Here is a 23,753-nt window from a genome sequence, read left to right as displayed (position 1 = left end):
CATGACCATTAAAAATAAACTACGTACAGGCATCGGGTTTTTGTTTGTACTGTCATTCATCTGCTGCGGGTTGTCGGTGTATTTCCTCAACCGCCTGTCGGCCGATGCGGGTGCTATTTTAAAAGATAACTATAAATCATTACAGTACGGCCAGCAGATCCTGTCGGCGGTTGATGCTAATGGAGGGCCGCTTAACCCGGCGCAGTTAAAAACAATTGAAACCAACCTGGTACTGGAAGAGCATAACATTACCGAACCCGGCGAAGGTGAAGCGGCTGCTTCACTGCGTGCTGTTTTCGAAAAAATTAAACTGGTAAATAATGATGCCGGCCAGCTATCGCCATTACGTGTACAGGCCAGACAATTGGTTTACAAGTTTATGCAGCTCAACATGACGGCTATTTCGCATAAAAATGACATTGCCAAAGGTACAGCCAGCCGCGCTACCATACTGGTTGCTTTCTGCGGTGCCTTTTTATTCCTGGTGGCCTTTAGTTTCGCGGTTAATTTTCCGGGTTATATCGCTAATCCGCTTAGGGAACTTACCGCCCGCATCAAAGAGGTATCCAATCGTAATTACCATCAACAGATTGATTTTAAGTCAGATGACGAATTTGGTGAACTGGGTCGGGCCTTTAACAACATGACCCGCAAGCTTGACGAATTTGAGAACAGCAACCTCGCCAATCTCCTTTTTGAGAAAAAACGGATCGAAACCATCATCAACTCCATGCATGATGCCATTGTGGGGCTTGACGAAAAAATGATCATCATATTTGCCAACGAAGTGGCCTGCTCCTTGATCGGTATGACGGCCGATCAGTTGAATGGCCGCTATGCACCTGATGTAGCTACCGAAAACGACCTGCTGCGCAACCTGCTGGTGAATGACCAAAGCAAACTCAAAATATTTGCCGATAACCGGGAGAGTTTTTACTCGCGCGAATCACTATCGGTAACCAGTAAGGGCAGGGTAATAGGCAAAGTGATCATCCTGAAAAATATTACCGAATACCAACAGCTGGATGAGGCAAAAACCAATTTCATTGCCACCATATCGCACGAACTGAAAACCCCGATATCATCCATTAAAATGAGCCTCAAATTATTGGAGGATGTGCGCATAGGCGATGTAAATACCGAGCAAAGGCAATTGTTGGAAAACATTGAGGAAGATGCCCGCCGCCTGCTGCAAATAACCGGCGAATTACTGGATATGGCCCAGGTAGAAACCGGTAAGCTGCAGCTTAATTTTGGCAAAACCCATCCTAAAAATATTGTGGATTACGCGGTGAAGGCCATCAGATTTATAGCCGATCAAAAACAGGTGACCATCAAGGTTGATTGTGATGAAAACCTGCCCGATGTGCATGCCGATCTGGACAAAACCACCTGGGTGCTCATCAACCTGCTGTCAAACGCTATAAAATACAGCCACGAAAAATCGACAGTAGAGCTGGTGGTGAAAAAGCGCCATACCGACGAGATTGAATTTTCGGTACAGGATCATGGCAAGGGAATCGAAGAGCAATACCTGTCGCGCCTCTTCGAACGCTATTTCAAAGTGCCTAATGCCACCGCCGATCAAACCGGTACAGGTCTGGGCCTGGCCATCGCCAAAGATTTTATCGAGGCGCAATCAGGCAAGATAGCAGTCGATAGCGAACTGGGCGCAGGCAGCAGGTTTGCCTTTACATTGAAAAGGGTGGCTTGATGAGCTGCTTTTCTTCCATTTGTCATGCTGAGGAACGAAGCATCTATGATTAAACAACGTCATCACAAAATAGATCCTTCACTTCGTTCAGGATGATAACTGGGAGGCCGTGCGATTCCCCTCTTGAGAGGGGGCAGGGGTGTGTTCTTCCGCTTCACGAACACACCCCTGCTACCACGCAGCCCCACGCGCCCCCTCTCAAGAGGGGAGCCTTGTCGCATATGTCCTCTGAATTTTATCTCCCTCTTTTTTGCAAAGCAACACCCACTGCCGTTATTTGACTATCAGTTAATCAATACTTTTTAAAGTTTTTGAAATTGCTCAAAACGGTGTTGCAATTTGTTAAACGTGTTAAAACCGATGATTTTGCATGAATTTTTGAATGTTTTTATCCTGTTTCTGACTATAAAATTGTTAAAATAAAGGTTTAAGAAGTGCTGGGTTGTTTGAATTTTTCTAAAATTATGGAAGCGGAGTGAATTAAATTTTGGTTAACTTTTAATAACTCATGGTATAAAAGTTGAGGTTTTTTCGTAAAATGCCACATGCTAAGATCAATACTTTCACTTATTGCTATTTTGCTCTTTTGCGGCACCCTCAGGGCGCAGCAGGCGGATAGCACGCTGAAAAAATCGACGGTAAAAACACTCAGCGATAAACAATATACCGCTTTGCTCAATGGCGACGATATATATAATAACATGGCATTACCGGCCCAGATCAATCATTATCCCATGCCCGATCAGGCGATTAGGTTTAAAAAAGAATTGGGATTGAGCCCGAACCAGGTGATAAAAATTACCGCAATTGCCACCGAACTGCACCGGAAAAGAGTAGAGATGGGTTCGTTCATTATTAAGAACGAACAAACTTTAGATGAACTTTTTCGTAAACAGCGCTTAACTAATGGTGATGTAATATTTTATGCCACGCGTTCCGGATTGTACTATGGCGAGCTCAGAAACGCCATTTTACAGGCTTGCTTAAGCACCGGCGACCTGCTGGCGCCGCAGCAAATCAAGAAGCTGGAAACTTTACAAAACCCTAATTGATAATATACCGTAGGATTTACTTAATTTAGCGGCCCAAATAAATAGTATGAAGATTACTTTTGATTTTGAAAAGCCACTGGCTGAACTGATACAGCAGATTGAAAAGGTAAAGCAGGTGGAGGATAAAAATAAGCTCGACATGTCTGCAACCGTAGCCGAGTTGGAAGCCAAGCTGGATGCTGCTAAAAAGGAGATATATTCAAACCTTACCGGCTGGCAAAAGGTGCAGATTTCCCGTCATCCTGAAAGGCCTTATACGCTTCAATATATTGAGTTAATGTGCGATGATTTTATTGAATTGCACGGCGACAGGACTGTAGGCGATGATAAGGCCATCATTGGTGGCTTTGGAACATTGAACGGGCAAACCGTGATGTTCATCGGTCACCAGAAGGGGCGTAATACCAAAGAGCGTCAATACCGCAACTTTGGTATGGCTAATCCCGAAGGTTACCGCAAGGCATTAAGGCTGATGAAAATGGCCGAAAAATTCAATAAGCCTGTAGTTACGCTGATAGATACCCCGGGAGCATTTCCAGGTCTGGAAGCTGAAGAGCGAGGACAAGGCGAAGCTATTGCCCGTAACCTGCTGGAAATGGCTGTGTTGAAAGTGCCGGTAATTTGTGTGATCATAGGCGAAGGCGCGTCTGGCGGTGCATTGGGTATAGGTATTGGCGATAGGGTACTGATGCTGGATAATTCCTGGTATTCGGTAATATCTCCGGAAAACTGCTCAACCATCCTGTGGAAAACCTGGGAAAATAAAGAACGTGCTGCCGAAGTATTGAAATTAACTTCGACAGAAATGTATAAGAATAAGCTGATTGACGGTGTAATCAAAGAACCACTTGGCGGTGCACATCAGGATCCCGTGGCTATGGCTGCCATCCTGAAAAAGCAATTGCTAAAAGATTTGAAAACACTGGGCGAACGCGATATCAATGAACTGGTTACCGAACGTATTGATAAGTTCTGCAACATGGGCGTTGTAAACGAAGGATAAAAAATTCTGATCTATATAAAAAAGCGGCTTATGCCGCTTTTTTTGTTTAACGATAAAGGCTATCATGCTGAGTTGTGAAATCAGGAGCCTCTAAGGGTGAAATGACGCGTTTAATTAAGGTCTCATCAGTTTTATAAAAGATATGTCATTGCGAGGTACGAAGCAATCTCGTAGCTATTCTTACCAATGAGAACGTGAGGAGATTGCTTCGTACCTTGCAATGACATAATGGAGAGATGTTTTGCTCCCGCGAGATTAGCGTAGCGTATCCCATGGGTGGCATGTGGTAAGCTTCCAGCTTACGTCAGCTCTTTTAACGGGTGTCATGCTGAGCTCCGTCGAAGCATGGTGCAGGGGCCTCTGCGCTCGACCCTTCGACGGAGCTCAGGGTGACATCCCCTTCGCGGCGGCGTAAATGAGCTTTTAAACAAACAAAAAGTGGGTTTACACTTTTTTACGCTAAAATTATATAATGTATTGATTTTCAGATATATAAACTCATGTTAACCGTAAAAAGTGTAAACCCATGTAAACCCACTTTTTAACCAAAAAAAGGCTGTCATGCTGAGCTTGTCGAAGTATGGTGGGCAGGCCTCTACGCTCTACCCTTCGACGGTGCTCAGGGTGACAGCCCTGCTTTATTAATTATTCTTTCTATCGCTTTGCGCTGATACCAAACTTCGCTTCAAAGCCCTTCAGTTGTGCACTGAATTTGGTGTTTAACTCCGTCTGTTTAAATTCTTTGGTAAAGCCTACCAGACCGCTTAAAATTTGTATGGAGTATTGCACATCGCGATTGTTATCCAAACTGATTTCATTACGTTGTAACAACGCATAGTTATAATTAAGCAGGTTGTTTACATAATCGTCAACCTGGTTGGACAGCTTGTTGGCCAGTGGGATATCTCCCAGGCGATATGAACTCTCAATCATATAAAATTTACGTACAGCAACCTCGGTTGAATTGATAATGCCCGGCATTACTTCGTCATATTTCTTCAATGTATTTTTGGCCAGGTCGTTATGCCCCTCTTTCATCAGGTTATCAGACAGGTTAGAGTAAAGCCTGGTAATCAACGGGTAAAACATGGTCATGGACTCGTGGTCAAGGTAACGCGCGGTTTTCATATTACCCCACTTAAACTTGGTCATCATGTTATGATACATCACTGGGGTATTGCTGTTTTCGAGCGCGTTTGATGCGGTATCTGGTTTCAATGGCATTAAGCGATAAGCGAAGCCTTCGTTGTATAAATATTTGTCCAGACCTATCATATTATCGTTAGGCACGGTTACCGAGAAATAGATTGGGCGTTTCCAGTTATTGTGCGATAGGATATCCATCATGGCCAAAACATCTTTGGTTACATAGCGGCCACTAAAGGTCCAGTCCATTTCGGGCACTATCTTATCTTTCTCAGCAGCCGGAACGGTACCGGTTTGTACCACCTGGTTAGGGTCAATAGTCAATTTGAAGTTTTTGGTAGGCAGGTAGTTGGCCACATCGCCATTGTTATACTCTACCATGGTTGACTTATCATCAGAGGTCATAAAATCAAAAACCTCTTTCAGTTCGGTAGCACCGACCAATTTTTGGTCGTTAAAATAAATAACATCACGCACACCGGGTTTAAACTTGTCATTAGACATGCTGATAGGCAATGGCTCTGATTCGTTCATTTTATTTTTCATACCGCGGATGTACCAGTCGGTACCCAGTAAGCTTAAGTTCACAATACGTACATCGGGGCGTACATTTTCAACCTCCTGTATATACCAAAGCGGGTAAGTATCATTATCACCGTAGGTGAATAGAATAGCATTTGGGGCGCAGGAGTTGAGGTAGTTATAAGCCATATCGTGCGGTGTAAGCTTGGTAGAGCGGTCGTGATCGTCCCATTCCTGGTTGGCCATTAGCACGGGCGCTGCCAGTAAACAAATCAGCGTAGCTATAATAGCGCTTGTTTTAGCGTTGATCTTTTTAGACAGAAAATCGGCGATAGCCAGTACGCCCAAACCAATCCAAATGGCAAAGGCATAAAACGAACCTGCATAAGCGTAATCACGCTCACGTGGCTGTAATGGGTCCTGGTTGAGGTATAACACAATGGCGAGGCCTGTAAAAAAGAACAGTACCAATACCACACCTGCATTTCGCTGATCGCGCCAAAAATGGAAGAATAAGCCGATAAGGCCAATGATCAACGGTAAAAAGAATAAACGGTTATAGCTTTTGCTTTCGGTAACAGCATAAGGCAGGGGTTTGCTGAAATCCCAGCCGCTTAACCAGGAACCATCTATACCGCCTTTGCCATCAATAGCACCGGTTTGACCGTCAAGATCATTGGCACGACCAACAAAATTCCATAAAAAATAGCGGGTGTACATTTGGTTTACCTGCCAGGTGCCAAAAAAACCCAGGTTGGTGGCAAAGGTAGGGTGTTCGCTTTGGCCCAGTTTACTCCAAGCCCTGTAAAAATCAGGGTGACCGGCCTTGTCGCTAAACATACGCGGGAATGGGGTATTGCGATCATAAACAGTGGTTAGTTTTTTACCAGCCACCTCATATTTGGTTTCGCCGCGACGGTAAATAGTGGCGCCTTCGGTTTGTTCGGTTGGTGTTGAATCAAAAAATTGACCATAAAGCAGAGGTGTATCACCATACTGGTCGCGGTTCAAATAGCTGTTAAGCGCAAATGCGTTTTCAGGATCGCTGTTATTTAAGTTCGGGTTAGCTTTAGCCCTAACCACGATCATCACAAATGAGCTGTAACCAAAAAGGATGAACAGCAGGCAAATTAAAAAGGTATTTAAAGCGAAACGTTTCTGGCGTATTTTAACCACATATTCTAACAATGCGAGTACTGCCGCGCCTACCACTACACCAATAATCCCTGCACTGATACCTAATGCCAGTATAAAGCATACCGCCGCTACGATAATAGCCGGTTTTAGGGGTTTAATAGTATAATATATACCCGATACGATGGTGGCTATCAGTAAAACAAAAAACACTACTGCCCCGCTGCCAAAGCCGAAGCCCAGTGTATTTACAAAAAGCAGATCGGAAAAGGCCGCACCTTTTACGGTATATTGAATAACGCCCCAAAGTACAAAGGCTACTGCCACTATACCAGCAAAAAATGCCCAGAAAGTACCTTTGGAAGTGATGTTTTTCGCTCTGCGGAAGTATATCACCAGCGCTATAGCGGGTATTACTAACAGGTTTAATAGGTGTATACCTATAGATAAGCCCATCACATAGGCAATAAATACTATCCATTTATCAGCATGTTGCTCATCGGCATGAGCATCCCATTTTAATATTGCCCAGAATACGATAGCTGTACATAAGGATGATTGCGCGTAAACTTCAGACTCTACTGCCGAGAACCAAAAAGTATCCGAATAAGCGTAAGCAAGGGCTCCAACCAAACCCGCACCTATAATCAGTATCAGGTTTGTAGTATTTATTTCTTCGGCTTTTTTAACCAATAGTTTTTTAGCCAGGGCGGTTATAGTCCAAAACAGGAACATAATGGTTGCTCCACTGGCCAGCGCCGAAGCCATATTTGCCCAGTAAGCTACCTTGGTATTATTACCCATCGAAAGTAAGGTAAACACCTTTCCTATCATGGTAAACAGGGGGGCGCCGGGTTGGTGGGCCACTTGTAAACGGTAAATACAGGCAACAAACTCGCCGCAATCCCAAAAGCTGGAAGAGGGCTCTAAAGTTAAAATATAAGTTAGCGAAGCAATGATAAAGGCTACCCAGCCAAATATATTATTGATCTTTTTGTAGTCCATGTCTGAATTTTACGATAGAAAAAAGGGTTGAATGCAGCCCGAAATTAGTAAAAGTATTATGATGTTAAAATCAAAAGCGGTGGATTAACACTTTTTTAGCCCGTTTTAGACGTTAAAAGGCAATAGAAAATACTTTTTTAAAATTCTTTTTGAGAGTTAAAAAATCGTCTTATATTTGCATTCCTTTTCGGGGAGTAAAAACAAACCAAAGGAGATTGCCTGATAGTATAATGGTAGTACGACGGTTTTTGGTACCGTTTGTCTAGGTTCGAATCCTGGTCGGGCAACAATGAAAATTTCGGATTTCTGATTTTCAATTTCGGATTTAGGTCTGATAGAAAATTGAAATCCGAATTGTTTTTTATACAGGTTGTAAGTGTAAAGTGATTTAAGATTAAGGCTAATCCTAAATCGAAGATCCCAAATCCAAAACAAGAAGATGCCATTACAATTTAATCCGGTTAAGTTATTTGCAGGATCAGGCTCTAAAGAGCTGGCGCAAAAAATTGCTGATGCTTATGGCCGCGAATTAGGTGACGTGGTGCTTTCACGCTTTAGTGACGGTGAATTTCAGCCACACTTTAATGAATCTGTAAGGGGATGCGATGTATTCCTGATCCAGAGTACCAACCAGCCCACTGATAACCTGATGGAATTACTGATGATGATTGATGCCGCCCGTCGTGCTTCATCACATTATGTAAGTGCCGTTATTCCGTATTTTGGATTGGCCCGTCAGGACAGGAAAGATAAGCCTCGTGTGGCTATTAGTGCTAAACTGGTAGCCAATTTGTTGGTTGCTGCAGGTATTAACCGCATCATGACCATGGATCTGCACGCTGCGCAGATACAGGGCTTTTTTGATATACCGGTTGATCACCTGGATGCTTCTATCATTTTTGTACCTTATATCAAAAGCCTGGGTTTAGAAAATTTAACCATTGCATCACCGGATATGGGTGGTTCATACAGGGCACGCAGTTTCGCGAAGTTCTTTAATGCAGAGGTTGTAATTTGCGATAAACGTCGTAAACGTGCTAATGAAATTGAGTCCATGACGCTTATTGGCGATGTTACCGATCAGGATATTGTGCTGATTGATGATATCTGTGATACAGCCGGTACATTGGCTAAAGCAGCAGGATTGATTATGGAACGTGGTGCACGCAGCGTACGCGCGGTTTGTACACATCCGGTACTATCAGGCAAAGCTTATGAAACTATCGAAAATTCGGCTTTAACTGAACTGATAGTTACTGATACTATACCGTTAAAGCAAACAAGCCCTAAAATAAAGGTATTATCAACTGCTGAACTGTTTGCAAAGGCTATCAGTAATGTAAACGAGCACGGTTCTATCAGCCAGTTGTTTAGGGTAGATTGATAGAAAGCTTATAGTTCATGGTTGATGGTTCATAGCCGGAAACATGGATTTTGAATAGAATAAAAATATTTGTGCGGATTAGATGCCATGAACAATGATCTATGAACCATGAACTTAACAAATAAATAAATACAAATAATGAAATCAATTGCTATTAGCGGTTCTCCAAGAGAGAACGTAGGGAAAAGAGACGCTAAAGAACTGCGTTATCAAGGCTTAGTGCCTGCAGTACTTTACGGTGGGCCAACACAATCCCACTTTGCAGTGTCCGCAGCTGATTTGAGAGCCGTTGTTTATACTCCGGTTGTTCATTTCATCGATCTTGAAATTGCTGGTGTTAAATCACAAGCTATCATTAAAGATATTCAGTTTCATCCTTTAACTGAACAAATTATCCACGTTGACTTTTTATTGCTTGACGAGAAAAAGCCAATCACTATCGAGATCCCTGTTAAATTAACCGGTACATCTCCAGGTGTTAAAGTGGGTGGTAAATTAGTTCAGAAATTAAGGAAACTGCGCATCAAAGCATTGCCTAAAGATCATTTAGATGCTATTGAAGTAAGCATTGAAGCTCTGGAAGTTGGTAAATCAGTAAAAGTTGGTGAAATTAAATTGCCAAACCTTACTATCACCAATGCTCAGGAAGATACTATCGTATCTGTAACTACTTCACGTGCATTACGTCAGGCTGAGCAGGAAGCTGCTTCAGGTAAAAAGTAAGCTCCTTAATTCCCTGAAGAGGGAATAAAAGGGGAACTATTAAAACAGCGATAAGGTAACTTATCGCTGTTTTTGTTTAAAAATAATATCTTCGCACTTTAATTTAAGTAAATCAAAAATTCCCTCTTCAGGGGGCTAGGGGGCATGAAATATCTTATAGTTGGTTTAGGAAATATAGGACCCGAATATGCTGATACTAGGCATAATATAGGGTTTATGATACTGGATGAGTTGGCTAAGCAAGAAGGCGCCAAGTTTTACCACATGCGCCTGGCCTATTACAGCGAAGTGTCGTTCAAAGGCCGTACGCTGCATCTTATTAAACCAACTACTTATATGAACCTAAGTGGCAAAGCCATGAATCATTGGATGAAGGAGTTGAAAATACCTGTTGAAAATGTACTGGTATTGGTTGATGATATTGCTCTTCCCTTAGGCACCCTACGCTTAAAACCTAAAGGTAGCGCCGCTGGGCACAATGGTTTAAAACATATCGAAACTACGCTTGGTCACAATAACTATGCACGCCTCCGGTTTGGCGTGGGCGACAATTACCCCAAAGGCCGCCAGGTTGATTATGTATTAAGTGGTTTTGACGACGATGAAAAGCCTGAGCTTCCTGCATTGATTGATCGCTCAATCGAAATGATCAAGGGCTTCGCTACCATCGGTACAGAATTAACCATGACCCGGTATAATAAATAATACATCCCTTCGTTTCAGGTGTAAACTAATTGCTTAGTTAAGATTTATTAAATAGTTTTTGCTGTATGCAACAGTTGAATAACTAATGACGTCTTATCACTAAATCCTTATGAAACAATTTTTACTGACCCTGCTTTCCTGTTATATTTCGGCGATATGCTTTGCCCAAACACAAAATTCGCCAACAAACATAACTGTTAAGGGCTCTGTAATTGATTCGGCATTAAACAAACCCTTAGGCTATGTTACGGTAGCGCTGCAAGATGCTGCTACACATACCCCCGTAAAAAGTACCCTTGCCAAAGACGACGGAAGTTTTGAATTAAAAGCCCCTGATGGTAAAACTTATCAGCTGGTAGTTGCTTTTATCGGCTATGCTACCAAGATTTTACCTGTAAAGTTGACTGGTAATGAATTTAACGCTGGTAAAATTTTACTAGCCCCATCTAACAAAGAATTAAAAGAAGTTACTGTAACGGCAGTGCGACCAACCCTTAAGCAAGAGGTCGACCGCCTCTCTTATGATGTAACAGCTGATCCTGAAAGTAAAGCTGTATCGGCTTTAGATATGATGCGTAAAGTGCCACTTTTATCGGTTGACGGAGATGACAATATCAAACTGAAGGGAAGCGGTAATTATAAAATCCTGATCAACGGAAAAGAATCGGCATTGATGGCCAAAAGCCCGTCGGATGTATTGAAAGCGATGCCGGCAACGAATATCGAAAAGATTGAGGTGATCACTACACCACCTGCTAAATACGATGCGGAAGGCTTAACAGGTATTATCAACATCATTACCAAGAAAAACGCTGATCAGGGATATAACGGAAGTATTAATGCACGCTACAATTCTGTTTGGGGACCGGGGTATAATCTTAACGCTACCGTGAAACAGGGTAAGTTTGGTCTTTCTGGTTATGCAGGTTTTGGTACACAAAAAGATGTAACCGGGTCAACGCACAATATTCAAACGCAATTTGTAAATAATTCATTATCAAGTATATTAAACCAAGACGGTAGCAGGACATTTGGTGGTAAGTATAAATATGCTAATGCCGAATTAAGTTATGAAATAGATAGTCTTGATCTGATCACAGGTTCATTTGAAATCTTCCAGGGGCATTTTGACCAAAGTGGCTCCCTTCAGTCAAACCGGGTTAACAATGTAGGCACACTTGATGAAGCTTATCGTAATATTACTACCAGTAACAGTAAAGATAAAGGAGCCGACATCGCCATCAATTACCAGCGAAACTTCAAAAATCATAAGGATGAGCTGCTGACCTTGTCTTACAAATACAGCTATTCGCCAAGTGACCAAACAAGTTCAAACGCATTTACCGACAGATTTAATTATGATGCAGTGAATAATCCCGATTTCAGACAACGTAATAATGCTGGTAACCGGGAGCATACCATTCAGCTTGATTATGTATATCCGCTTAAAAAATTGAGTATCGAAGCTGGAGGTAAAGCCATCTTACGGAATAACTTCAGTGATTTCGGACGTGATGATTTGGATCCTAATACAAACCAATATGTGGTTAACACGGGGCAAACCAGTACGTTTGATTATCATCAGGATGTGACCAGTTTTTACAATTCCTATCAATTAAAACTAACTAAATGGACAGTAAAAGCAGGCTTACGTATTGAACATACCCAAGTTACGGCTGATTTTGTAGGCACGCCGCTTGATAAGGGCTATAACAACCTGATACCATCTATATCCATACAACGCAGCCTTAACAGCAGCAGTATTAATTTCGGTTTTACGCAGCGTATACAACGTCCCGGTATATACCAGCTTAACCCCTTCGTTGATAATTCAAATCCTAAATTCATCAGTACCGGTAACCCGGATCTGCGCCCCGAATTAAATAATACTTTTGATCTTACTTATAGTAATTTTAAAAAGGCATCTGTTACGGTGGGTTTAAGTTACGCGTTCTCCAATAACTCTATCCAAACTATAAGCAGTTTGCGCGATACGGTAACCTACACTACTTATCAAAACCTGGGCAGTAACCGTACGCTGGGTTTTAATGTCAATACCAATTTTTCTATCATCAAGCCTCTTACTGTTAGTTTAAACGGGCAAATTTCACATGTGTGGTTAAAAGGTGTTTACAACGACCAGTTCTTTAAAAACGGAGGATACATTGGTAATGCATTTGCCAGTTTTACCTATAAACTGGGCGATACTTACAGGTTTGGTTATAATGCCGGTTTCTTTAGTGGTGATGTAACCCTGCAAGGTAAATCAAGCAACTTTATCTATAACTCTTATAGCGTTGCCAAGGATTTGTTTAAGAAAAAATTCACAGTAACCCTTGTAGCTAATAACCCTTATAGTAAATACAGGGCATTTACCAATACTACCAACACACCCGATTTTTCTCAAACCATCAGCAGGGAAAACCCATACCGCCACTTTGCTATCAGGGTTAATTATAAATTTGGTAAGTTGAGCAGCGATATTAAAAAGAACCAGCGCAGTATCAATAACGATGATACCAAAAACGGTAGCAAAAGTAGCGGGGCCAGTCAGTAAGATGGTGTATTAGATTAAAAACACCTGACATACTTTTGGCACAAAAAGGATAAATTAGCCTCATGAAAGTTTACGGAATAACCAATTGCAACACAGTTAAGAAAGCGCTTGACTGGTTAAAAGAGAATAAGGTAGATTATAATTTTCAGGATTTCAAAAAGCTGGGTGTAAGCACCGAGAAATTGCAGGAGTGGGACAGCAAAGCTGGCTATGAGAAATTCTTAAACAAGCAGGGCCTTACCTGGAAGCAGCTTGATCCGCAGGTAAAAGAAAGCGTAAAAACTAGTGCCGATGCACTTACCCTGTTACAACAAAAAACCAGCATGATCAAAAGGCCGGTTATTGAAGATGGCGACTTTTTGTTTTTTGGTTTTGATGAAAAGGTTTACCAATCCCATTTTTTAAACAAATAGGGCTCAAATATTTTCATATTATTCAATTTAAGGCCTATAAATCTCGTATATCTACCTGATTTATAGGCTTTGTCTTTATTAAATCGGTAATTAATATTCTGGTAACAATCGTTTTACCCGAACGTTCAAAAACGTTTTTTTGTAGTATACTTGCTGTATACATACAAAAAATATTGAAATGAATTTAAAACTGATGGCCGGTTTCAGCATGGCCTTTATGTTGGCGGTTAATGTAAGTGATGCTCAGCAGGCCGCTTCAACTAATGCGCCTGCTTCCGATTACAATTACCATGAAACTTTCGGACCTGGTTTTTATACCAAAAATGGTACAGAATACCGTGCCGCAAGCGGTGAACCAGGACCTAAATACTGGCAAAACCGGGCTGATTATCAACTAGCTGCAAAATTAAACGATCAAACTAATGAGATCACCGGTTCTGAGGTTTTAACTTATACCAATAATAGCCCCCAAAACCTTGGTTTCTTATGGATGCAGCTTGACCAAAACTTGTTTAAATTAGATTCACGCGGGACTGCTATTGTACCGCCAACAGGCAGTCGTAACTGGGGCCGTGGTGAAGCATTTGATGCCGGTTTCAAAATCAAATCAGTAAAATATGCTGTTGGTAAAGGTGAATTTGAAGAAGCTAAATTTCTGATCAGCGATACCCGTATGCAGGTTTTTTTACCTAAAGAGGTAACAGCCAATGGCGGGCAGGTTAAACTTAAAATCGAGTACTCATTTGTTCCTCCAAATTACGGATCTGATCGTATGGGGTACCTTAATACCAAGAATGGCAGAATTTATACTATCGCTCAGTGGTACCCACGTATGTGCGTATATGATGATGTAATGGGGTGGAATACCCTGCCATACACAGGCCCGGGTGAATTTTACCTGGAATATGGCGATTTTGATCTGAGTATTACTGCTCCGGCAAATCATATTGTATTAGCGTCTGGCGAACTGCAAAACCCGCAGGAAGTTTACACCCCGGAACAGCAAAAACGCTGGGCGGAAGCCGCGCAAAGCGAAAAAACGGTAATGATCCGTACTGCTGATGAGGTTAAAGACCCTAAATCGCGCCCGAGCGGAAAAACAGAATTGACCTGGCATTTCAAAATAAAAAATGCGCGTGATGCTTCATGGGCTTCGTCAGCTGCATTTATTGTTGATGCTGCTAAAATGGATTTGCCAAGCGGTAAAAAATCAATAGCTATTTCGGCTTACCCGGTTGAAAGTGATGGCAATGACGCCTGGGGCCGCTCTACTGAGTATGTTAAAAAATCAATTGAATATAATTCTGCCAAATGGTTTGAGTTTCCTTATCCAGCGGCTACCGCTGTTGCGGGTATAGTGGGTGGTATGGAGTACCCTGGTATTGTTTTTTGTGGATATACTGCAAAGAAAAATGGACTTTGGGGGGTAAATGATCATGAATTCGGCCACACCTGGTTCCCGATGATCGTAGGTTCAAATGAGCGTATGTACGGCTGGATGGACGAAGGTTTTAATACTTTTATCAATACACTTTCAACTGCCAATTTTAACAACGGTGAGTACAAAAGCACCCGTACCATGGATATGCACCGTACCGGCGACTTTTTCACCAAACCAGAGTTGGAGCCAATAATGAGCCAGCCAGCTAACCTGAAAGAAAGAAACACAGGTACATTGCTGTATGCAAAACCAAGCGCGGGTCTTGTTTTATTGCGTGAGCAGATATTAGGTCCCGAGCGTTTTGATTTTGCTTTTAAAACCTACATTAATAGATGGGCATTTAAACACCCAACACCTGATGATTTTTTCCGTACTATTGAGAATGCATCAGGCGAAAGTCTGCAATGGTTTTGGAGAGGTTGGTTCCTGAACAACTGGCGCCTGGATGTTGCAGTTAGTGATGTTAAATATGTAGATGGCGATGCTTCAAAAGGTGCATTGATCACCCTGGATAACCTGGGTAAAATGACAATGCCCGTTATTCTGGAGATAAAAACCAAAAGTGGTAAAGCCGAGCGTGTTAAGCTGCCGGTTGAAATTTGGGAGCGTTTTGCTTCATTTACATTCAAGTATCCATCAACCGAAGAAATTGAATCGGTTACTTATGACCCTGATAAGGTACTACCAGATTATAATCCAGACAATAACGTTTGGAAGAAATAATAAGAAAGGCCCGGTTAACCGGGCCTTTCTTATTATGACATCGCGTATTTTTTCAGACTTACGAAGTTTTTAAAACTTCGTAAGTCTTTAGTGAAGCCTACAACAAATCCTTCAAATGTTTGTAGTTTGATTTTACGGTATCCAGTACCTCGTCCATATGACCATTGAGTATGAGTTTGGTCATCGATACAGCCATGCCTTTTACCTGTTCAAACTCAATTTTGGGTGGCATAGCCAGCGCATTAGGGTCGGTAAATACATTGACCAATGCCGGGCCATCAAAAGCCAATGCTTCAGTAATTGCCTCTTGAATATCCTGCGGGTATTTGACATTGATCCCCTTGATCCCCATAGCCTGAGCTACTAAAGCGAAATCTGGATTATACATGTCGGTTTGCCAATCGGGCAGCCCGGCAACCTCCATTTCCAACTTAACCATGCCCAGGGAACGATTGTTAAAAACGATGACCTTAACCGGCAATTTGTATTGAACAATGGTCGCCAGATCGCCCAGTAGCATCGACAGACCACCATCACCGCAAAGCGCTATTACCTGCTGACCCGGACGGGCCAGCGCTGCGCCAATAGCCTGGGGCATAGCATTAGCCATAGAGCCATGGTTAAAAGACCCTATCATTTTTCGTTTACCTGTGGCATTAATGTAGCGGGAACCCCATACGCATGACATGCCAGTATCCACCGTAAATATGGCATCGTCGGCAGCTAATTTGTCTAATACACTGGCTACAAATTCGGGGTGTATCTTTTCCTGTTCGCCGCTGTCGTCAACGTAGGTTTGCATTTTGCTTTTTACATCGGCATATACTTTTAGTTGGGCCCTTAAAAAGCTGTCATCCTGTTTTTGACCGATCAAGGGGAGCAAAGCTGTTAGTGTATCTTTGATATTTCCGCATAAACCCACATCAACTTTAGCCCGGCGACCGATACGCTCTGGTTTAATATCTACCTGCACAATTTTGCAATCGGTAGGCATAAACGGCGTGTACGGGAAATCAGTACCTAACAATATCAACAGATCGCTTTCGTGCATGCTATGATAAGCCGATGGTAAACCTAAAAGGCCGGTCATGCCCACTTCATTAGGGTTATCATACTGAATGTCCATTTTAGCCCGGAAGGAGTAAGCCACGGTAGCATGAAGTTTTTGGGACAGGGCTACTACTTCATCATGCGCTTCGGCTGCGCCTATGCCACAAAAAATGGTGATCTTCTGATGCTGATTGATCAGGGCAGATAACTTTTGCAGATCGGCATCTGAAGGTCTGGTCACAGGGGCAGAATTAAAGTTTTGAGTGGATGTGTTGATTTCCACTGCATCCATGCTGGTAATATCGCCGGGTAGACCAATTACGGCTACGCCTTTCTGATGCAAGGCACTTTGTATCCCGGCCTGTAGCATACGTGGCAATTGGCGGGGAGTGGCGGCTACCTGATTGTAATAACTGCAATCATCAAATAGTTTTATGGTATTGGTTTCCTGGAAATAATCTGTACCGAATTCAAATGTGGCTATGGTTGAAGCAATGGCGATAACCGGCGCGCCGGATCTGTGAGCATCATACAATCCGTTAATCAAATGTACATGGCCCGGGCCGCTGCTGCCCGCACAACAGGCAAGGCCATTCAGTTGCGCTTCGGCACCAGCTGCGTAGGCGCCAACTTCTTCATGACGAACATGTACCCATTGTATATTGCCTGCTCGTCTTACGGCATCATTTACTTCGTTAAGGCTATCGCCGGTAACGGCATATATTCTTTTTACACCAGCGTTCGCCAGCATTTCTACCAGTTGGTCTGCAACGTTTTTTGCCATGGTTAGGTTGATTTATGTTTTGATATTTATAAAGCTAACCATTGAATATGACGTGGGTTTTAAAAATTGTAAATTGCTGTAAAATATGACAATTATGGGGCGAATAGTTATTGTAGCTTATAAACCAAAACCGGGCAACGCAGCCGCTTTAAAGCGGCTTACAAAAGCTCATGTACCCCGGCTTAGGGCAGAAGGTTTAGTGACCGATCGTGAACCTATTATCATGGAAAGCGCCAATGGAACCATTATTGAAGTTTTTGAATGGTTAAGCACCGAAGCCATTAATAAGGCCCATCAAAATAAAGCCGTTCATGAAATGTGGGCCGAGTATGCCGATGTTTGCGATTATGTAAGTTTGAATAGTTTAAGCGAAACGGCAAATATGTTTGCCGAATTTACACCGGTAGATTAAACCCATACTTTAAAACAAAACAGGCAGACTTCAAAGAGTCTGCCTGTTTTTCTGTGTCAATATATAGAGAAGCCTTAAGCGGCTGTTGATTTCTTGTATTGATTAAGGATGAATGTTTCCTCAATCAATACGTAATGTATGATATATGATAGAATTTACAGCGATAAAATATTATCTGTAAATGACGGTTAAAATTTGATAGGTTTCCCAGTAGAGCTGTAGCAACCTGCCTTTTATTAAGTTTAAGTTTTGTTTTTTCATGACCTTTATTTCTTATTGACATAACAAAGGTACTGCGGTTAGCAAGGCGTATCAATCTCAATAAATCGGTTTTAAGAACCAATTTTTCCGATAGAGATGTTTCTCCGTCAAATGACTGTCATGAGAGGTGTTTTACGCAGAAAAAGTGATCGGCTTTTATTGCAGCTGCTTAAACTCCGAAGGGTTATAACCGGCAAAGCGTTTAAAAAAACGACTGAAATGAGAACTGTTATCAAAGTTAAGCCGCTCGGCAATTTCTTTAATGCTAAGCCCCGATGATGATAGCAGATACTGGGCCTCCAGGTATAATCGGTTATGGATAACATACAGTGCATTTTGCCCCGTTTCGTTTTTAACTATTTCGGTTAAATACTTAGCCGATATAAAGAGTTCATCAGCATATTCCTGTACGGTTTTCAAAGTCAGAAATTTTTCTTCCACCAGCTTTTTGAATTTATATACCAGCTGATACTGTTTACTTAAATGGCGGGTTGAATTCAATAAACAACTTTCGCAGGCGCGGTTCATTTCGTATAACAGGTCGGTTAGCAGCAGGCGCAAGATCTGCAAATGGAATGCTCCCTGATCCCGGCACTCATCACTTATTTTTTCGTACAAAGCTTTTAGGGATGTTACTCCCTTTTTTGGTAAGCCATAAATAGGCGGATAATCAGGATTTACCTCCAGCAGGTTATCCAGGATATTTTCTTTCAAAAAATTATGGGATAAAAACTCCTTCTTAAACAACACCTGGTATAATAACAGATCGTCTGAAGCATCTTCAAAAGAAGTAATATATGCAGGCGATACCAGGTGAATAGAGTTTGGATAAACCTCAAAAACAAAATGACCGATAGTTTTTTTACAACTACCACTAAGGCATAAAATAACTGAGTAATAATCTGTTTTAATGGGCAAGCCATGCTGCAAACCGGTTTCATTACTTAATACGGCAAAATCGTCCTGGTTCCAATTGTTGCTAACAATACCAAAATCGGGTTTGGCAATATTGGGAGAGGTGATGTGGCGTTTAAGCGTTGAGGGAATATCAAAAACAGTTACTTTATTACTCATATGGGGATGGTAAGTCAAATATAAGGCAAAATTATGATTCGTTGATGCTAATCAAACTGCAGTCGCTCGGCTTTTAGCTTTTTTTGGACATCCTGTTTATAGTTACGACCTATGGGTAATTCATGACCCGCTATTTCGATACTATAGGAATAAAAAGAATCAATTTTACCCAACGCCACAATGAACGACCGATGAATCCGTACAAACTTATTTTCGGGTAACATTTCTTCCAGCATGCTAATCTTTTGCCGGGTAATATACACCTGATCTTTGATCACTACTTTTACATAATCGCGCAGGCTTTCAATCCATAAAATGTCATTCACATTTACTTTAACGGTTTTGCGTTCAACCTTAAGATAGATAAATGTTTCATGGTCGCTTACCGGGGCTTCATGCGTGATCACTGGCCGGGGTTTACTTTCTGCTAACTGGTAAATTTTATCAACGGCACGCAAAAAACGCTCGAACGAAATGGGTTTCAGTAGGTAATCAACCGCGTTTAGTTCAAAACCTTCCAACGCGTATTCGCTGTAAGCGGTGGTGAAAATTACCCTTGGTGGGTTTTTGAGGCTCCGGAGCAAGTCGGTACCTTTGATGCCCGGCATTTTGATATCCAGAAACATCAGGTCGACTGGTTTTTGTTGCAACACCTGAAAAGCCTGTATAGCATCCCCGCATTTACCCACCAGTTCCATTTGGTTAAACTGGGATATGTATTTTTCCAACACCTCAATGGCATGGGGTTCATCATCAACTATCAGTGTACGGATTTTCATGCGTTTACCAATTGTTTTTCGGTGTGTTTAACCACATTGAGTTGCATATCAAATACAATCAGAAAAGTGTCATCCTCATTCATGATCTTTAATTTTGAGGTAGCTGGATAAAGCAAGTCGAGCCTTTTCATCACATTTTTTAAACCGATGTGACCACGGGTGTTCTCTTCCTCTTCTATCCGGTGTTCGGGATTGTTATTGGCCACTTTTAGTTTAAAACGGTTACCGGTAACATTTGCATTGATGTTTATCCAAACTTGCCCGGTTTTTTCGCTGGTGCCGTGTTTAAAGGCATTTTCAATGAATGGGAGTATGAGCAATGGTGCTATTAGTTTATTCTTCAGATCGCCGGTAACGGTAAAATTAATATCGATGCGATCTTCATAACGCAGTTTTTCCAACTTTACATATTGCTGCATCATGAGTATTTCCCGCTCAAGCGGTACTTCATCGGCGTTGCATTCATAAAGCATATACCGTAAAATATCCGATAACCCCAATATCAGCTGAGGCGATTTTGGCGACTGATCCAGACTCAACGCATACAGATTATTTAAAGTATTGAATAAGAAATGGGGATGAACCTGCGCCTTCAGAGCACTTAACTCAGCCTCTAATGAAGCCTGCTTGCGCTCGTACCACATTTTAAACAGTTTTATAGCTAATACAAAACCAATAATAAGGTTTACGCCTTTAAATGCATTTACGAGACTTTCTATATCAAACAGTCTGGTAAAAAAGGGTAGACGGCTGTATTGAATGTATGCATGAAAGGTAACCGGCATCACCCGGATTAAGTAAGGGTGCACAAACAACAAACCCACAGATCGCGTAGCCAATGTTGAAATAACAACCAATAGCAACAGCAGAAGTGTGAACATCAGATACCGGTTGACAAACAAATAACGCGGAATTACCCAATAGGCAATAGCATAATAATAAGCTATCTGAACCGGCATAAAAACCAGGTTGTTTCTTAAAGATATTTCAAAGTTGGTTTGCACCGAATACATGCTGGCAATCAGTAAGTAACCCACGCCCCAAAACAACAGGTGTTGGTAAACCCTTGGTATCTTGATGTTTTGCAGCCTGATGTCGAGCCTGTTGTTCATAAAGCTAATTTACCTGATATAGGCCGAAAGATGTAAAATCTTTTATCTAAATGCGATAAACTGCATATTTTCATCGATATACAACAAAAAAATATTTAGTACGAGTAATTATTTTTGACCAGTGTTGATTGAATGGTAATAAATGCAGTTGGTATGCAAATGATGGCTGAATAACAACGTTGTTTTTTAATAATATACGGCCCGGCTAATTTAGATTACTAAATGAAAATGGGCTATGAAAACAATTATGTTAACAGCATTGATCCTGATAAGCGCTGTATGCAGCCAGGCTCAAACAAAAACACCCGAACACGGCTTTTGGGTAGTAGAAAGCAACCCTCATCAATCGAAAGTGCAAATCATTAGGTTTTATACAGATGAATCGAAACTGATTTATGAAGAAACTATTAACGCCAGACTGAATTTGAAGCGCGAAAAAACAAAGCTGGCTTTAAATCAGTTGTCTGACAAGCTGAATGAAGGGAAGGGCAATTCCGAAAACAAGAAGCTGATCGCACTTGCGTTCAATCTGAATAGATAAATGATCTTTTTTAATTATACTTTGAACAAGGGTTGGCGCGAGGCCTGCCCTGTTCTGTTTTATGCTTGTTCCTGTTCAACCCAATTGCCATCTTCTTTAATGATGCCAATGAGTTCATCAAGCGCGTTGACCGAGCTGATGTTTTTCTTTACGGCTTCTTTACCACGATAAAGTGTCACTTTATCGGTACCAGAACCTACATACCCATAATCTGCATCGGCCATTTCGCCCGGGCCGTTTACAATACAACCCATGATGCCAATTTTAAGGCCTTTAAGATGACTGGTACGGCTGCGGATCATCTGGGTAGTTACCATTAAATCAAACAAGGTTCGGCCACAGCTTGGGCACGATATATACTCCGTTTTGGAGATCCTGGAACGGGTAGCCTGCAAAATACCAAAGGCTGTGGATGTAATGACATTGGCGGGTAGCTCTGGCGCATCGATCCATATTCCATCGCCAAAGCCATCAACTAGGAGGGCGCCCAGATCGGTAGCAGCGTACAGTTGTAAGTTCTGAGTACTAAGTCTTAAGTCTTCAGTAGCGGAATCATTTTGACTTTTGACTTTTGACTTTTGACTTTCAAACAAGTAGCTTCTTTTCACTATCACCGGAACCTCGAGTCCAAGTTCTTCCAGTTTGAAGAAGAAACTACGCTGATCGGCCATGCCGTGTAATGCCTCAGTTTCCAGCACAAATACCAATGAGTTATCAAAAGGCAGTGAGCCAAACTCATCAGAATCAATATCGGCAGGTAATATCCTCACGAGGTTTAATTTGGATGAACGATCGGTGCCCGTAGCAATATATTCGGCTAAAGAAAATACCGGATGACAATTGGTTTTGTCAGCTAGTTTTTGCCAGGTTTTATAGTTGTATAATTGTTTTAAGTTGCTTGGGAATACAAACGATGGTAACTCATCGGCCAGGTAAACAAAATCTACCGATTGCTCGGCCATATTGTATTTATCCAGCAGGGGCGAGTAGATATATCCTGCGTCCTTCAAAACAGCCGGATCTTTCAGGTTTTTAGCCGACAGATCGACCACCACCCTTGGTACCATATGCCCGCCTATAAAGGCGTTGGCCTCGTAGGTATGCCGCTTTTTGTATTCGTAGGGGGAGTGTTGGGCAGGTGAAAGGTGAAAGGCGAAAGGTGAAAGGTTTTTTTCTTCCTGGTCTTTATTGCTTTCGGCCTTTAACCCTTCGCCTTTCGCCTTTTCCCTTAAAGCGTAGCGTTTTACCAATTCAATAGCTACCGGTGCTTCCGCTTCCGGTTCTTCGGTAAGGGAAACACGTACGGTATCGCCTAAGCCATCCTCTAACAATGTACCGATACCTACCGCCGATTTGATACGGCCATCTTCACCGTCGCCGGCTTCGGTAACCCCCAGGTGCAGTGGGTAGTTCATGCCTTCGGCTACCATGGTGTCTACCAGTAAACGGTAGGCTTGCACCATTACCTGCGGGTTGCTCGATTTCATGGAGATTACGAGGTTATAGTAGTTCAGCGTTTCGCACATCCGCATAAACTCCATGGCCGATTCTACCATGCCTTGCGGAGTATCGCCGTAACGGCTCATGATACGATCGCTCAGCGAGCCGTGATTGGTGCCGATACGCATGGCAGTGCCATATTCTTTACAGATATTAACCAGAGGGGCAAATTTTTTATAGATGCGCTCCAGCTCGCCCTGGTATTCCTGATCGGTATAATCTATCTGGTCAAATTTCTTTTTATCGGCGTAATTACCTGGGTTTACCCTTACTTTCTCCACTATGCGTGCAGCTACTTCGGCAGCGTTGGGGGTAAAATGTATATCGGCCACCAACGGAACGTTATAGCCGCGCTGACGAAGCTGCTTTTTGATCTCGGCCAGGTTTTGGGCCTCTTTGATGCTGGGTGCGGTAATGCGCACATATTCGCAGCCTGCATCAACCATTCGGATAGATTGCTCAACCGTACCAATAGTATCCATGGTATCGGTAGTGGTCATACTTTGGATCCGGATTGGGTTATTGCCGCCCATGGGCACATCGCCAATGTTTACCTCGCGGGTAACAAAACGCGAATATTCGATTAACGAATTACAATAGCGGCCTTGCAGCAATTTAACAGCATCAGTATTCATGCAATGGATGAATTAATAAGATGCAAATTTAGTGAATATAGTCGAATAGCTATTTAAATTTCTATGAGCTGCTTATCCGGAAA

17 protein-coding genes and 1 tRNA gene are annotated in these 23,753 nt (G+C 42.1%); 12 read left to right on the top strand and 6 right to left on the bottom strand.

All coding sequences use genetic code 11. The annotated features are described in order from the left end of the window. Nucleotide 1 precedes the first annotated feature (1 nt). The 3 genes from G7092_RS14585 to G7092_RS14575 all read left to right on the top strand — a co-directional run bounded on the left by G7092_RS14585 (nucleotide 2) and on the right by G7092_RS14575 (nucleotide 3,769). A complete protein-coding gene (locus G7092_RS14585; RefSeq protein WP_166090507.1) occupies nucleotides 2–1,714 on the top strand; it encodes a HAMP domain-containing sensor histidine kinase in 1,713 nt (570 codons plus the stop codon). Between the two features lie 545 nt (nucleotides 1,715–2,259). Continuing rightward, nucleotides 2,260–2,766: a hypothetical protein gene (locus G7092_RS14580; protein ID WP_166090506.1), complete on the top strand. Its 507-nt coding sequence runs from the start codon at nucleotides 2,260–2,262 to the stop codon at nucleotides 2,764–2,766. Between the two features lie 46 nt (nucleotides 2,767–2,812). Further along, a complete protein-coding gene (locus tag G7092_RS14575; RefSeq protein ID WP_166090504.1) occupies nucleotides 2,813–3,769 on the top strand; it encodes an acetyl-CoA carboxylase carboxyltransferase subunit alpha in 957 nt (318 codons plus the stop codon). Nucleotides 3,770–4,423: 654 nt separating this feature from the next. On the opposite strand, the gene G7092_RS30655 is transcribed toward G7092_RS14575, so the two are convergent. Continuing rightward, nucleotides 4,424–7,576, bottom strand: coding sequence for a DUF2723 domain-containing protein (locus G7092_RS30655; RefSeq protein ID WP_235953828.1), 3,153 nt, complete (start codon nucleotides 7,574–7,576; stop codon nucleotides 4,424–4,426). Between the two features lie 216 nt (nucleotides 7,577–7,792). Here G7092_RS30655 and G7092_RS14565 point away from each other — a divergent pair. The 7 genes from G7092_RS14565 to G7092_RS14535 all read left to right on the top strand — a co-directional run bounded on the left by G7092_RS14565 (nucleotide 7,793) and on the right by G7092_RS14535 (nucleotide 15,522). Further along, nucleotides 7,793–7,863 (top strand) — tRNA-Gln (locus tag G7092_RS14565). A 152-nt stretch (nucleotides 7,864–8,015) separates the two neighbouring features. Further along, the gene (locus G7092_RS14560; protein WP_166090503.1) at nucleotides 8,016–8,960 is read left to right on the top strand and encodes a ribose-phosphate pyrophosphokinase; all 945 of its coding nucleotides are present in this window, start codon (nucleotides 8,016–8,018) and stop codon (nucleotides 8,958–8,960) included. A gap of 138 nt (nucleotides 8,961–9,098) precedes the next feature. After that, nucleotides 9,099–9,683: a 50S ribosomal protein L25/general stress protein Ctc gene (locus G7092_RS14555; protein ID WP_166090502.1), complete on the top strand. Its 585-nt coding sequence runs from the start codon at nucleotides 9,099–9,101 to the stop codon at nucleotides 9,681–9,683. Nucleotides 9,684–9,827: 144 nt separating this feature from the next. Beyond that, nucleotides 9,828–10,388: an aminoacyl-tRNA hydrolase gene (gene pth, locus G7092_RS14550; RefSeq protein ID WP_166090500.1), complete on the top strand. Its 561-nt coding sequence runs from the start codon at nucleotides 9,828–9,830 to the stop codon at nucleotides 10,386–10,388. A 109-nt stretch (nucleotides 10,389–10,497) separates the two neighbouring features. Further along, the gene (locus G7092_RS14545; RefSeq protein ID WP_166090499.1) at nucleotides 10,498–12,945 is read left to right on the top strand and encodes a TonB-dependent receptor; all 2,448 of its coding nucleotides are present in this window, start codon (nucleotides 10,498–10,500) and stop codon (nucleotides 12,943–12,945) included. Between the two features lie 62 nt (nucleotides 12,946–13,007). Further along, a complete protein-coding gene (locus G7092_RS14540) occupies nucleotides 13,008–13,358 on the top strand; it encodes a Spx/MgsR family RNA polymerase-binding regulatory protein (RefSeq protein ID WP_166090498.1) in 351 nt (116 codons plus the stop codon). A gap of 178 nt (nucleotides 13,359–13,536) precedes the next feature. Continuing rightward, the gene (locus G7092_RS14535) at nucleotides 13,537–15,522 is read left to right on the top strand and encodes a M1 family metallopeptidase (RefSeq protein ID WP_166090497.1); all 1,986 of its coding nucleotides are present in this window, start codon (nucleotides 13,537–13,539) and stop codon (nucleotides 15,520–15,522) included. A 97-nt stretch (nucleotides 15,523–15,619) separates the two neighbouring features. Here the strand turns inward: G7092_RS14535 and G7092_RS14530 are convergent, their stop codons facing one another. Then, nucleotides 15,620–17,356, bottom strand: a complete 1,737-nt coding sequence (locus G7092_RS14530; RefSeq protein WP_166090496.1) for a thiamine pyrophosphate-dependent enzyme — start codon at nucleotides 17,354–17,356, stop codon at nucleotides 15,620–15,622. Between the two features lie 94 nt (nucleotides 17,357–17,450). Here G7092_RS14530 and G7092_RS14525 point away from each other — a divergent pair, with 94 nt between their 5' ends. Then, the gene (locus G7092_RS14525; RefSeq protein ID WP_166090494.1) at nucleotides 17,451–17,768 is read left to right on the top strand and encodes a hypothetical protein; all 318 of its coding nucleotides are present in this window, start codon (nucleotides 17,451–17,453) and stop codon (nucleotides 17,766–17,768) included. 417 nt (nucleotides 17,769–18,185) lie between these two features. On the opposite strand, the gene G7092_RS14520 is transcribed toward G7092_RS14525, so the two are convergent. From G7092_RS14520 to G7092_RS14510, 3 genes are read right to left on the bottom strand one after another with little or no spacing between them, the layout of a single operon-like run. Then, entirely contained in the window at nucleotides 18,186–19,103 is a 918-nt protein-coding gene (locus tag G7092_RS14520) for a helix-turn-helix domain-containing protein (RefSeq protein WP_166090493.1), read from the bottom strand. Nucleotides 19,104–19,150: 47 nt separating this feature from the next. Next, nucleotides 19,151–19,882 (bottom strand): LytR/AlgR family response regulator transcription factor, encoded by a 732-nt coding sequence (locus G7092_RS14515; protein ID WP_166090492.1) that lies wholly within the window; start codon nucleotides 19,880–19,882, stop codon nucleotides 19,151–19,153. Further along, nucleotides 19,879–20,994 (bottom strand): sensor histidine kinase, encoded by a 1,116-nt coding sequence (locus G7092_RS14510; RefSeq protein ID WP_166090491.1) that lies wholly within the window; start codon nucleotides 20,992–20,994, stop codon nucleotides 19,879–19,881. The genes G7092_RS14515 and G7092_RS14510 overlap by 4 nt, the downstream gene beginning before the upstream one ends. A 235-nt stretch (nucleotides 20,995–21,229) precedes the next feature. Here G7092_RS14510 and G7092_RS14505 point away from each other — a divergent pair, with 235 nt between their 5' ends. Then, complete coding sequence (locus G7092_RS14505; RefSeq protein WP_166090489.1) at nucleotides 21,230–21,535, top strand: hypothetical protein; 306 nt, start codon at nucleotides 21,230–21,232, stop codon at nucleotides 21,533–21,535. A gap of 59 nt (nucleotides 21,536–21,594) precedes the next feature. Here the strand turns inward: G7092_RS14505 and ispG are convergent, their stop codons facing one another. Beyond that, a complete protein-coding gene (gene ispG, locus G7092_RS14500; protein WP_166090488.1) occupies nucleotides 21,595–23,670 on the bottom strand; it encodes a (E)-4-hydroxy-3-methylbut-2-enyl-diphosphate synthase in 2,076 nt (691 codons plus the stop codon). Between the last annotated feature and the right edge of the window lie 83 nt (nucleotides 23,671–23,753).

This window comes from Mucilaginibacter inviolabilis, assembly GCF_011089895.1.
Taxonomy (GTDB): Bacteria; Bacteroidota; Bacteroidia; order Sphingobacteriales; family Sphingobacteriaceae; genus Mucilaginibacter; species Mucilaginibacter inviolabilis.
This window is presented reverse-complemented; position numbering and strand designations above follow the sequence as displayed.

What these genes read in the sequence shown, in the direction of transcription:
- G7092_RS14505 (WP_166090489.1), top strand. Translation starts at nt 21,230, where the DNA reads ATGAAAACAATTATGTTAACAGCATTGATCCTGATAAGCGCTGTATGC.
- G7092_RS14555 (WP_166090502.1), top strand. Translation starts at nt 9,099, where the DNA reads ATGAAATCAATTGCTATTAGCGGTTCTCCAAGAGAGAACGTAGGGAAA.
- ispG (WP_166090488.1), bottom strand. Translation starts at nt 23,670, where the DNA reads ATGAATACTGATGCTGTTAAATTGCTGCAAGGCCGCTATTGTAATTCG.
- G7092_RS30655 (WP_235953828.1), bottom strand. Translation starts at nt 7,576, where the DNA reads ATGGACTACAAAAAGATCAATAATATATTTGGCTGGGTAGCCTTTATC.
- G7092_RS14560 (WP_166090503.1), top strand. Translation starts at nt 8,016, where the DNA reads ATGCCATTACAATTTAATCCGGTTAAGTTATTTGCAGGATCAGGCTCT.
- G7092_RS14510 (WP_166090491.1), bottom strand. Translation starts at nt 20,994, where the DNA reads ATGAACAACAGGCTCGACATCAGGCTGCAAAACATCAAGATACCAAGG.
- G7092_RS14520 (WP_166090493.1), bottom strand. Translation starts at nt 19,103, where the DNA reads ATGAGTAATAAAGTAACTGTTTTTGATATTCCCTCAACGCTTAAACGC.
- G7092_RS14515 (WP_166090492.1), bottom strand. Translation starts at nt 19,882, where the DNA reads ATGAAAATCCGTACACTGATAGTTGATGATGAACCCCATGCCATTGAG.
- G7092_RS14535 (WP_166090497.1), top strand. Translation starts at nt 13,537, where the DNA reads ATGAATTTAAAACTGATGGCCGGTTTCAGCATGGCCTTTATGTTGGCG.
- G7092_RS14575 (WP_166090504.1), top strand. Translation starts at nt 2,813, where the DNA reads ATGAAGATTACTTTTGATTTTGAAAAGCCACTGGCTGAACTGATACAG.
- G7092_RS14540 (WP_166090498.1), top strand. Translation starts at nt 13,008, where the DNA reads ATGAAAGTTTACGGAATAACCAATTGCAACACAGTTAAGAAAGCGCTT.
- G7092_RS14585 (WP_166090507.1), top strand. Translation starts at nt 2, where the DNA reads ATGACCATTAAAAATAAACTACGTACAGGCATCGGGTTTTTGTTTGTA.
- pth (WP_166090500.1), top strand. Translation starts at nt 9,828, where the DNA reads ATGAAATATCTTATAGTTGGTTTAGGAAATATAGGACCCGAATATGCT.
- G7092_RS14530 (WP_166090496.1), bottom strand. Translation starts at nt 17,356, where the DNA reads ATGGCAAAAAACGTTGCAGACCAACTGGTAGAAATGCTGGCGAACGCT.
- G7092_RS14525 (WP_166090494.1), top strand. Translation starts at nt 17,451, where the DNA reads ATGGGGCGAATAGTTATTGTAGCTTATAAACCAAAACCGGGCAACGCA.
- G7092_RS14545 (WP_166090499.1), top strand. Translation starts at nt 10,498, where the DNA reads ATGAAACAATTTTTACTGACCCTGCTTTCCTGTTATATTTCGGCGATA.
- G7092_RS14580 (WP_166090506.1), top strand. Translation starts at nt 2,260, where the DNA reads ATGCTAAGATCAATACTTTCACTTATTGCTATTTTGCTCTTTTGCGGC.